General features: G+C 64.3%; 9 protein-coding genes, 1 tRNA gene and 1 pseudogene. 3 read left to right on the forward strand and 8 right to left on the reverse strand.

Going from position 1 to position 8,852, the window contains the following annotated elements:
• Window positions 1–88 precede the first annotated feature (88 nt).
• From QOC69_RS04415 to QOC69_RS04430, 4 genes and pseudogenes are all read right to left on the reverse strand, one after another.
• A complete protein-coding gene (locus QOC69_RS04415) occupies window positions 89–1,351 on the reverse strand; it encodes an IS110 family RNA-guided transposase (protein ID WP_526436755.1) in 1,263 nt (420 codons plus the stop codon).
• A 261-nt stretch (window positions 1,352–1,612) separates the two neighbouring features.
• Window positions 1,613–1,903: a hypothetical protein gene (locus QOC69_RS04420; RefSeq protein ID WP_526436757.1), complete on the reverse strand. Its 291-nt coding sequence runs from the start codon at window positions 1,901–1,903 to the stop codon at window positions 1,613–1,615.
• Between the two features lie 67 nt (window positions 1,904–1,970).
• Window positions 1,971–2,078, reverse strand: a pseudogene (locus tag QOC69_RS04425) (helix-turn-helix domain-containing protein); the annotation flags it as partial.
• Between the two features lie 322 nt (window positions 2,079–2,400).
• A complete protein-coding gene (locus tag QOC69_RS04430) occupies window positions 2,401–4,122 on the reverse strand; it encodes an MFS transporter (protein ID WP_526436759.1) in 1,722 nt (573 codons plus the stop codon).
• A gap of 24 nt (window positions 4,123–4,146) precedes the next feature.
• On the opposite strand from QOC69_RS04430, the gene QOC69_RS04435 reads away from it, so the two are divergent.
• A complete protein-coding gene (locus QOC69_RS04435) occupies window positions 4,147–4,356 on the forward strand; it encodes an NfeD C-terminal domain-containing protein (RefSeq protein WP_526436761.1) in 210 nt (69 codons plus the stop codon).
• 53 nt (window positions 4,357–4,409) lie between these two features.
• Window positions 4,410–5,546 (forward strand): SPFH domain-containing protein, encoded by a 1,137-nt coding sequence (locus QOC69_RS04440; RefSeq protein WP_526436763.1) that lies wholly within the window; start codon window positions 4,410–4,412, stop codon window positions 5,544–5,546.
• 148 nt (window positions 5,547–5,694) lie between these two features.
• Here the strand turns inward: QOC69_RS04440 and QOC69_RS04445 are convergent, their stop codons facing one another.
• On the reverse strand, window positions 5,695–6,447 hold the full coding sequence (locus QOC69_RS04445) for a CHRD domain-containing protein (protein WP_526436765.1): 753 nt from the start codon (window positions 6,445–6,447) through the stop codon (window positions 5,695–5,697).
• Window positions 6,448–6,457: 10 nt separating this feature from the next.
• On the opposite strand from QOC69_RS04445, the gene QOC69_RS04450 reads away from it, so the two are divergent.
• Entirely contained in the window at window positions 6,458–6,730 is a 273-nt protein-coding gene (locus QOC69_RS04450; protein WP_526436767.1) for a hypothetical protein, read from the forward strand.
• A gap of 384 nt (window positions 6,731–7,114) precedes the next feature.
• Here QOC69_RS04450 and QOC69_RS04455 read toward each other — a convergent pair.
• The 3 genes from QOC69_RS04455 to QOC69_RS04465 all read right to left on the reverse strand — a co-directional run.
• Window positions 7,115–7,187, reverse strand: a tRNA-Ala gene (locus tag QOC69_RS04455).
• Window positions 7,188–7,242: 55 nt separating this feature from the next.
• Complete coding sequence (sepX, locus tag QOC69_RS04460) at window positions 7,243–8,337, reverse strand: divisome protein SepX/GlpR (protein ID WP_526436769.1); 1,095 nt, start codon at window positions 8,335–8,337, stop codon at window positions 7,243–7,245.
• Between the two features lie 134 nt (window positions 8,338–8,471).
• A partial coding sequence (locus QOC69_RS04465) for a GNAT family N-acetyltransferase (protein WP_526436771.1) occupies window positions 8,472–8,852 on the reverse strand: 381 nt, incomplete at its 5' end.

Consider the following 8,852-nt stretch of genomic DNA (forward strand, 5'->3'; position numbering starts at 1 on the left):
GCTAATCCGAAAATGATGGTGAGCTGACTGGGGAGGCCGCACGTCGATGTGGCCGTGCGGTGACGGCGGGACGGGTGCGTGGTGATGGTCAGGCTGCTGGGGTGAGGGTGACGGTGTAGCCAAGTGCTTCGAGCTGGCGGATGTGGTTGCGTTTGTTCGTGTCCGGGTTCACGTGCTTGGTGAAGTGATCGGCACCGAGATCGGTGAATCGGGTGTCGGGGTCGGCGAGTAGGTGCCAGACGATGACGAGGATGGAGCGCCCGACGGCCACGATCGCACGTTTCTTGCCGCGCCGTCTGGCGATGCGCCGGTAGCGGTCGCCGAGGAAGGTATCGGTGTGTGCGGCCACGACGGCGGCCTCGCCGAGGATGCGGGCCAGGTAGCGGTTGCCGTGCCCGGTCGAGCTGTTGCCCTTGGTCTTGCCGGCCGAGGAGTTGATGCCCGGGGAGAACTTGGCCCACGAACACAGGTGCCCCGCGGTCGGGAACCGTGACATGTCCACTCCGACCTCGGCGATGATGATGGCGGCGGCGATTGGCCCGATGCCGGGGATCTCATCCAGGCGTGCCGCCGCTGGCGCGAAAGGGGCCAGATGGGTCTCGATCTGTTCGTCGACGGCGGCGATGTCGGCGTCGATACCGTCGATGCGGTCCAGCATCCGGGCCAGCAGGAATCGGTGATGAGCGTCGAAGTGCCCGTTGAATGCCTCTTCGAGGCGGCCGATCTTGGTCCGCATCCGAGACCGCGCCAACTGCGCGAGCACCTTCGGGTCGCGTTCACCGGCGATCAACGCGGCCATCATCGCCCGCCCGGACACCCCGAAAATGTCGGAGGCCACGACGGAGAGCTTGATGCAGGCATCTTCGAGGAGCTTCTCGACCCGGTTCTTCTCCGCAGTGCGTACACCGACCAGGTCGATGCGGTACCGGGTCAGGTCTCGTAGCCGCCGGATCGGCCACGGCGGAACGAAACTGGGACGCAGCATCTGGCGTTCGGCGACCTTGCACAACCAGACGGCGTCGAGCACGTCGGTCTTGGGCCGGCCCGGCAGGTGTTTGACATCGCGGGCGTTGACCAGCCACGGCTCCAGCCCGTGCGCCTCCAACAGATAGAACACCGGCTTCCAATAATCCGACGTCGCCTCCATCACCACCCGCTCGATCCTCAACTCGACCAGGTGGTTGGCCAGCTCGGTCAACGACCGGGTCATTGTCGAATGCGTTGACACCTCCTGCAGGCGCCTGCTTGCCGGGCCCGGCACCCGCACGCAGCACACCAACTCGGCCTTGCCGATATCCAGGGCAGCGACCCTGGCAATGATCTGTTCCTCGTCATGAGACTCGGCCAACATGGCGCGTCATCTCCTCTCCCGCGCTCGATCCAGTAGCGGTGTGATCGCCCGTGGGGCCGCACAGGAAGAACTGAATCTAATCCGCGTGCTCGACCAAACATCAACGGCGGCAACAATGAAGGACCCACAACGCGACTCCAGCGTCCGGCTAGAGCACGGCCTCGAAGAACCATAGAACGACGACGTCGCAAGGCGACCACCACACCATTTTCAGCCCAGGAACGGGCGGCCCACCAGGGTCAATTTGGCTAGAGTGAGAATCTATGTGGCGGAGTAGAACCGCGCATCCAAGGCTTTGAGAATCCGCTCGGCTTCCGCGATCCGTCCCCGCAATCGCTCCAGACGTTCCGACGACTCGGTTTTCCTGTCCATCACGGTGCGCTGTAATAGTTGCTTCTCTGCGGACGCGGCGGTCCGGCGCATGTCGCGAAGCTCACGGCTGAGAATAGTGGCGAACAGCCTCGCCTGTTCTTGCTCGCACGGACGTACGTCCCGAACCGCCACTGGCGGGACATCGCCCGCTCGCGACGGGTCAATCGTGTCGTCGTCCACGACTACATTCCTAACGGACAGTGCGTCTGAACGCCCGGTAAACCACCGCTAACGCCAGTACGGTCGCCTATTCCGTGTCCTGGGTGAGGACACGGTAGACGGTGGCGCGACTGACGCCAAGGGACGTTGCGATGGTCGTGGCCGATTCGCCGTTGTCGTGCACGCGACGGGCCAAGCGGCTGCAACCCTCTGACCTGCTGAATTCTGGTGGAGCTAAGGGGACTCGAACCCCTGACCCCCACACTGCCAGGACTAGGCGCAATGTGTAACCAGGCAGAACACGACCCGCGAAGGGCAGTTGTGGGCGTTGTTGGGCGTGCGTCTGTCGTCAGGGTTGTCGTCAAACTTGTGGTCAGCGTGGCGCAGCAGGCCGCGTCATCGGCTCCATGGATGTACGGCTGGTTGGTCGCGTTCCCCAATTTGAGGTTGCGAACCGATCCGATGTTGGGCGCCTGCTAATGCTGGCAACCCGACTTCACCCACGATCCGCCCAGGACTCAGGGCGAGTAGGGCCGGGTTGCCCCCTCCGCACGGACTGAACCCGTCCGTCGGCTGGCGCCGGCGGCTGCCAGTGGGGTCGCGATGTCTTCCAGCGACTTGCCTTCGGCATCGACCGCGAGGAACCAGGCAACCAGTCCCCCGACCATCATCACTCCTGCGCCGAGCAAGTAGCCCAGGAACAGCGGGAAGCGCTGGGAGCCATCGCCGATGAGCGCGCCGTAGATGACCGGACCGAGGGCCCCGAAGCACTGGGCGATGGCGAAGAACACCGCGATCGCCTTCGCCCGAACCTCCAGCGGAAAGATCTCGCTCACGGTGAGGTAGGCAGCGCTGGCCCCGGCCGACGCGAAATAGAAGATGACGCACCAGGCAATGGTCTGGGTAATAGCGTTGAGCACCCCAGCGTTGAACAAGACCGCGCTCACGGCCAGCAGCAGACCGGACAGCAGGTAGGTGCCGGTGATCATCTTCTTGCGGCCGATGGTGTCGAAGAAGTGCCCGATGGTTAACGGCCCCGCGAGGTTCCCGACGGCGAACGCGATCAGGTACAGCGGCGCCGACGCCGAGGGCACCCCGTAGAACTTGCCGAGCACCAGGGTGTAGGTGAAGAAGATCGCGTTGTACAGAAACGACTGGCTGATCATGAGCACCGCACCCAGCACGGACCGGCTCGGGTAGTCGCGGAAAAGCACTCGCGTCAGTGCCAGGTAGCCGATTTTTTCGGTGGGTTGCAGCTCGATAGCCTTGCTGTCGGCGACCGCGGTCAGCGTGGCACCGGTGGACTCCACCTCGTGTTCAATGTGGGTGATCGTGCGCTCGGCGGCCTCCACGCGGCCGTTCATGACCTGCCAGCGCGGGCTTTCCGGTAAGTTCCGCCGCACCAGCAGGATCACCAGGCTTAGGACCGGGCCGATCAGGAAGGCGAGCCGCCAGCCCAGGCTCAGGTCGATCGCCTTGAGGAAGATGAACGTGCCAAGCGTGCCGAGGATCGCACCGGCCCAGTAGGTGCCGTTGATCGCGATGTCGACTCTGCCTCGGAAGCGGGCCGGGATCAGTTCGTCGATCGCCGAATTGATGGCAGCGTATTCCCCGCCGATGCCCATACCGGCGATAAACCGGGTGATGTAAAGGTAGACGATCCAGCCTGCGCTATTGCCCAGTGTGAACGCGGTGAGACCGCTGCCCACGAGGTACACACCCAAGGTGATCATGAAAAGGTTGCGTCGGCCGAGCTTGTCCGACAGGCGCCCGAAGAACAGCGCGCCGACCACCTCGCCAGCCAGGTACACGGTGGCGATGAGCCCGACCGCCGCCGAAGACAGACCGAGCGTCTCGGGCTGGGTCAGTGTGTCGGCCACCGCGCTGGCCACGGTGATCTCTAGCCCATCGAGGATCCAGGCCACACCCAGCGCGACCACCATCCGCGTATGAAACGGCGACCACGGCAGCCGGTCGATCCGGGCGGGAATGAGACTGCGGATCACACCCTGGGTCTCAGCAGGTGTCGCCATGACCGCCTCCTCGCGAATCGGCACAAACGGCGGAGCCCTCGTTCCTACCAGTCTGTAATCGGAAACCTCTACACATACGCGAAAAGGGGATATTTCTTGATACCAGTCAAGAAAATCCCCACATGAGTTTCGCGCAGAGCCTTCCCCGCCTAAAAAGTCGACGGGCCTAGCCTGTTGATCGAGTGCAGCGACGGGGTGCGCGGGCACGGCGTTTTGGAGGAGTATCGAGGGGTGGGTGACGTCTCGGTGGTCGGCTGCGTCGGGTCGTTGATCGTGGCGACCCGCGGCGTCGCGGGCCCCGGAGAGGTGCTTCTGAATGTGCGGGGGTCGAAGGAGGCCTATCTTGCTTGGTCGGACCGGCCCCTGCCGCGGGGTACCGAGGTGTTGGTGATTGATATCCGAGGTGCGCGCACGCTCCTGGTGGAGCCATGGACCTTGTGAATTTCACAGCGCAAATTCCCTGACCAACGACGCGAATATGCAAGGAGCCCATCATGTTCGGCTACAGAGTGCCCGCACCGGACCAGGCGATGCTGATTTCGGGCGGCCGAGCTGCAGGCAACGCCCCCTTTCGTGTGGTGACCGGTCACGGCGCTTACATCATGCCGTTCTTTCGAAAGGTTCGGTTCCTCACATTGGCAATGTGTGAGGCCGAAGTCGAAGAGAAGTGCGTCACTCAGCAGGGGATCACCTTGAACGTTCGGGCGGTCATCGCGTTCAAGGTCGGCAACGACAGTGAGAGCGTCGTCAGCGCGGGCCAACGATTCTTGTCGGATCAGAACCAGATGGCGATCCTGACTGGGCGGATCTTCGCCGGTCACCTGCGCTCTATCATCGGGTCGATGACCGTCGAGCAGATCATCAAGGAACGGCAGAAGCTGGCCACGGAGGTCCTCGATGGTTCCAAGCAGGAGATGATCAAGATCGGATTGACCGTCGACGCCCTGCAGATTCAGTCCATCGACGACGGCTCTCTGGGCTACATCCTGGCGATGTCCGCACCACACAACGCGGCCATTCAGCAGCAGGCGCAGATTGCTCAAGCAAAGGCCAATCAGGCCGCGGCCGATGCCGAGCAGGAATCCCAACGCAACCAGGCTGAGTACGCTCGGCAGACGGCGATCGTGCGGGCGCAGTACAAGGCCGAAGTCGACAAAGCACAGGCCGAAGCCGCCCAGGCGGGTCCGCTGGCCGAGGCGCAAGCCCAGCGAGAGGTGCTCGCGATGCGCACCGAGTTGGCCCAGCGCGCCGCAGAGCTCCGTCAGCAAGAGCTGGTCTCGGAGGTGGTGAAGCCGGCCGAGGCGGAGGCAGAACGCGTCCGGATTCTGGCGCTCGCCGACGCCGAGAAGATGAAGATTCAAGCCGAGGCGGCGGCCTCGCATAACCGGGTGGCCTTGGACCGGATGCTGATCGACCAGTTGCCTGAAATCGTCAAGCAGGCCGCCCAGGGTCTGTCAGGAGCGAACCTGACAGTCCTCAACGGCGCCGACGGGCTCGGCGAGATAGCCACCGGCCTGGTGGGACAGGGCCTGGCAATCTTCGATTCTCTGCGCGGCGGACTCGGTCAACACACGTCCGGCGATGGGTCCGAACAGATCGAACTCAACCCGCCTCACAACGACCAGCCCTGATCGCCAGGATAGGTTGTGCAGTAGTTACCGACGCGCGGATGCGGTCCGCTGACCACCGCCGGCTTTGGTGCCGATGGCGGCGGCAACCATGTGCGCAGCCCTCGGGACGGCGCCATTCCGGCGGGCGTGGGCGGGCCGATGTTGAAAGCTACTTTCCGATGTTGCCGCAGATGATGGGCTGGAAGTAAAGGGTGGGCTGCCCATTTTGTTCGATCCGGCTGGACGATCCGAGGTGGACGTTGATGTACCAGCCCGACGCCGGTGGGGCCTGATCGACATTCTGGATGACCGTGGTCGTCTCGACAGCACCGGTGGGCGAGGCCACCAGATCGTCGAGTGGGTACTTGACCGCCCCCTGAGAGTCGCACGACCCGAGGTGGATGTGTACCGCGTGGTCACTCCCGGCGACGAGGCCGCTCGCCGTGACGGCAACGGACAGCGCCTTGTTCGCGGGATCGTAGGTCAACTTCGCCGAACCCTGCGGGTGCTGGCCGGGCTCCGGCAGCGGCGCCATGGTCAGCGTGGCCGATGCGGCAGGGGTGATGTCCGCGCAGGAGATCGGCGTATACCCGAGTGACCCTGGGCCGCCCAGTTGCGCAGCCGGAGCCAGATGGACGTTGAGGAACGTGCCGGCGGCCAGACCGGCCGCGGATGGCTGCGAGCCGGTGACGGTGGTGTCGATCGCCCCAGCGTCGTTGGCGGTCACGTCGGGAAACGGGACCAGGACATCCCCCTGCGCCGCGCAGCTGCCCTGGTGGATGTGCATCGCGTGACTGCTGCCCGGGGTGAAGCCGACCATCTGCAGCTTGGCGCTGACGTTCTTGGTCTGGGGGTCCCAGCTCAGCGTCACCGTGCCCGACGGCTGGTCGCCGAGAGCGACGATGACCGGGGAACCGGCCACGCCGGTGGCCGTGGCCGAAGTCGTGGTCGACGATGGCGTCGAACTCGAGCCGCACGCTGCAACGCATGCGGCGACTACGGCAGCTACCGCCATGAACCGCATGGAAGTCAATTTGTGTGTGCTGGTGTTCAAGACTCTGCTCCCACATTCGGGCTGGCGCCTCGCGCTGACGGCGGGGCCCGATGAGGGGCTCGCCGACGGTATGGGATCTCCCGCATTCGGGTCGCCGATCCGCGGGTTGCAGCACGTCCAGGGTGAAGCAATACCAGCTGAGAATCGTTGATCGTTCTTTAGATATACCACCGTGCCACAGACAGTCCAGCCTCGAAAGCGTTCAGCGTCAACTCACCGCACGTAACACCAGAAGTGCAACTGAATGCTGACTGCCCAACAAGTGCGGAATGGCAGAGGTGAGAGCAAGTCCGGGGCTTCCGCTTTTCAGGCGGAGTCACTACTTACACCGATGTTTTTCTGCTGGTCAGGCTGGGCCAGAACCCTCTAATCACGCGGACTGGAGCACCCGTATCGGCGGTCCCCATTTTGGCCTCATCGCTTTAGAGTTCTACCTGCGACCATCACCGGCCTTACCCGAATTCGTACCGGCGTCAAGTCGTCAAAACTGTCGTCAGATGCCCAGAACGTCGGTGAAGAACCCGCATATTGCCTGTGGAGCTAGGGAGAATCGAACTCCCGACCTACTCGATGCGAACGAGTCGCGCTACCAACTGCGCCATAGCCCCTTGTGCCGGTAGCACAGGTTACCAGTCAGCGCGCCGAGGTCGAAAACGCCAGCGACTACTCGCCGGCCGCACGCGGCAAGTGGTAGTCGCCGGCGTACGGGGCGTAGTCGAGGTGCTCGAAGATCGGATCCTCGTCGTCGATCTCCAGCACTACCGCGCCGGGGCGACGCAAGCGCGACGGCACGACGTCGAACTCGGTGTCCTGGGTGCTCTCGACGCCGAGCCGCGATCGCATCATTCGCTGTGCGCGACGGCGCCGCACCTGCTCCTCGATCCGGGTCTGACGGCGTAGGTAGCCGAGGTAGAGGACGGTCACCGCGCCGACCGAGCCGCACGCCCACCAGAACGTCGGTGACACCAAGAACGCCGCAGCGGCCGAGGCCACCGACAACACCGCCATCACCATCAGCATCCGCTTGCGGAACTTGTACTTTCGCGCGCTCACGGCGGCTGCCGTCTTGGATTCGTAGCGTTTGCGCCGCGCCTCCGACATGGAGTCGGCGAGGCGAAGATCGGTGTCCGACGGTGCTTCCAGCCCCGAGGAGTCGTCGACGTACTCGTAGTCGTGGTCGGTGCCGTCATCGAGTGACTCGAACGCGTCCGTGGTCTCGTCCGGCTCGGCTTCGAGCTCGGGCTCGACCTCAGAGAGATCCTCGTCGACCTCATCGATCTCGGTGAGGTCCTCGACCGAGAACGTTTGCGTGCTGTCGTCGAAGTCCAGCGGCAGCTCGGGATGGCCGGCGAACTCCTCGACCGGCGCCGCGGCGGACGCTCCGACCGGGAGCGCGCCAGAGTCCTCCTCGACGACGTCGACGTCGAGGTAGTCGGGTTCGGTCTGCATCGTGGCGGCGGCAAGCACGACGGGCCGCCGTGACGCCGCATCGTCGTGGTCGTCCTCGTCGAGGCCGTCGACGCCGTCGTCCAGGTGTTCCTCGGACGGTCGCCAGTCGGGATCGCTGAAGTGGCCGGCGGCGGGACCGTGGCGGCGCAGCAGCCTGGCCCTCCGTCCGGTGTTGAGCACCCGGGTGGCCAGGGCCACGTCACTGGTACGACGTACGGTGTCCCGCTTGCTGATCAACATCGGAACGAGCACGAAGAGCCAGAGCACCACGAGTGAGATCCACAGGAGGGATTGGGGGATGCTTGGCATGTCACCGGCTCCTTTCCCCTTGAGGCTAGGTCTGTGACCAGCGCACCCGGGGGCGACGCGCCGAGGTCAATTACACACCTGTAATTCACCTCTTACAAGCACATTAGCCCCACATGTCACATCTGCAACATCCATCACGACCAATTCGCCCGGCCCGTGCGGATCAACCGCGACGTTGCCGAGCCCTCGAGCTCCTCGATCGTGATCGCCACCAGAAGGTGATCCCGCCACGCTCCGTCCACCTCGAGGTACCGCTTCAGCAACCCCTCTTCGCGGAAGCCGACCTTGGCGAGCACTGCCCGGCTCGCGGCGTTCTCGGGGCGCACCGTCGCCTCGATCCGGTGCAGCATCACCGGCCCCAGCCCGTGGTCGACACCGAGGGCAAGTGCTGCCGTCGCCACCCCACCGCCGTTCACCGCCTTGGCCACCCAGTAACCGATCCACGCAGACCGCAGCGCCCCGTGAGTGACGTTCCCAATGGTGAGCTGTCCGCAGAACTCGCCGTCGAGCTCGAT

It is taken from the genome of Mycobacterium sp. (assembly GCF_032162105.1).
Classification (GTDB): Bacteria; Actinomycetota; Actinomycetes; order Mycobacteriales; family Mycobacteriaceae; genus Mycobacterium.

Coding starts and splice junctions, on each gene's coding strand:
- QOC69_RS04415 (WP_526436755.1), bottom strand. CDS start 1,351: ATGTTGGCCGAGTCTCATGACGAGGAACAGATCATTGCCAGGGTCGCT.
- QOC69_RS04440 (WP_526436763.1), top strand. CDS start 4,410: ATGTTCGGCTACAGAGTGCCCGCACCGGACCAGGCGATGCTGATTTCG.
- sepX (WP_526436769.1), bottom strand. CDS start 8,337: ATGCCAAGCATCCCCCAATCCCTCCTGTGGATCTCACTCGTGGTGCTC.